Source organism: Enterobacter cloacae complex sp. IR5384, assembly GCF_049237265.1.
GTDB classification, from domain to species: domain Bacteria; phylum Pseudomonadota; class Gammaproteobacteria; order Enterobacterales; family Enterobacteriaceae; genus Enterobacter; species Enterobacter cloacae.
Window position 1 is genome coordinate 1 of record NZ_JBMKHJ010000091.1, and the last position, 1,831, is coordinate 1,831.

The window sequence follows — 1,831 nt, forward strand, 5'->3', positions numbered from 1 at the left end:
GAATGATGTCACGCTGAAAATGCCGGCCTTTGAATGGGTTCATGTGCAGCTCCATCAGCAAAAGGGGATGATAAGTTTATCACCACCGACTATTTGCAACAGTGCCACTATTTGCAACAGTGCCCTAGTGAGAGGTAGGGCAGCGCAAGTCAATCCTGGCGGATTCACTACCCCTGCGCGAAGGCCATCGGTGCCGCATCGAACGGCCGGTTGCGGAAAGTCCTCCCTGCGTCCGCTGATGGCCGGCAGCAGCCCGTCGTTGCCTGATGGATCCAACCCCTCCGCTGCTATAGTGCAGTCGGCTTCTGACGTTCAGTGCAGCCGTCTTCTGAAAACGACAAACAGCCAGAAAGGCTGTTACAGGCGATTTGATCTGCAACCTATTGGTTAAATTAATGTATCAAAAACGATGGTTTTTGTGACAGTCTTGAAAAGTCCTGACTTCTCCCGAAAAATGACTCCCCTCATGTAACAAAACTCGTTACTGTATCAACATAACAATAACCCCATAACTAATTAGCGAGAAAAGAATGAAAATCGGCTATGCACGTAAATCTACGCATCTTCAGGATGTGGCGCACCAGGTTGACGAACTAACAAAAGCTGGATGTGAGCAAATCTATCAGGATCAGACCTCACGTAGCGGCCCAAAGCGCGACAAAAAAGGTGCGCCGGAACTGGAGAACTGCCTGAAAGCATTGCGCGAGGGAGATACCCTAGTAGTTTGGGCACTAGATCGGCTCGGCGGTTCATTGGGTCAAGTCATTACTTTACTCGACGACCTGAAGAAACGCGGAATAACTTTCATAGCCATCAAGGACAGAATAGACACAAATGCGCCAGTTATAGGGGAAATCTATACTCATCTGATGGCGATATTCTCTAGCTTTGAACGCAACCGCAATATTGAAAGAACGCGCTCAGGCCTTGCAGCTGCACGCGCAAGGGGCCGTGTGGGAGGGAGAAAACCGTCACTTTCTGAAGAAGATGTTAAACAAATTAGAATCTTACTTGCTGATCCTGAAATGACAGTTGGTGCAGTTGCTAAGCGCTTCAACGTTTCTCGCATGACTATTTATCGCTACACCACAAAATCATGAATGACCGCAGCATGGCGGTTTTATTTTCTTATGCCGTCAGGGCATGGAAGGCGACCACGCCGGAGTTAAACGGGCACCGGCCGCAAATCGCCGGAAACCGCAATGCTGAACGTATCGCCCGACCCAGCCCCCTCCCTGCAAAGCCCTAATCCCGCTCACCGCCACACAGCTGCCGTATGTCCCCCACGGGGGTGCGCAGTGGGCGCCGCGCGCCTGCGCGCGGGAACGGCGGCCCGCCTTCGGGTCGCGGCGCCGTACTGCGAGTTAGCGGCCGCACGCGGCCGGTTACGGGGGACACTACGCCATACGACCAGCGACCCGCTGAGCTGCACAATCCACGGATAACACAAGCTACATACATGTCGATATGGGAATCCGCCCATCTTGCCGGGCGCCGCTGTCGTGTGGAAATCCGCCCACCTTACCGGGCGCCGGTGCCGTGTGGGAATCCACCCACCTTGCCGGGCGCCGGTGCTGTGTGGAAATCCGCCCACCTTGCCGGGCGCCGGTGCCGTGTGGGAATCCGCCCACCTTGCCGGGTGCCGGTGCCGTGTGGAAATCCGCCCACCTTGCCGGGCGCCGGTGCCGTGTGGGAATCCGCCCACCTTGCCGGGCGCCGGTGCTGTGTGGGAATCCGCCCACCTTGCCGGGCGCCGGTGCTGTGTGGGAATCCGCCCACCTTGCCGGGCGCCGGTGCCGTGTGGGAATCCGCCCACCTTGCCGGGCGCCGG

At 56.6% G+C, this 1,831-nt stretch carries 1 protein-coding gene; it reads left to right on the plus strand.

The genetic code is table 11. The features are described 5' to 3' along the window. Positions 1-530: 530 nt before the first annotated feature. Positions 531-1,100, plus strand: a complete 570-nt coding sequence (locus ACOTX3_RS25945) for a recombinase family protein (RefSeq protein ID WP_001749988.1) — start codon at positions 531-533, stop codon at positions 1,098-1,100. The last annotated feature ends 731 nt before the right edge of the window (positions 1,101-1,831 follow it).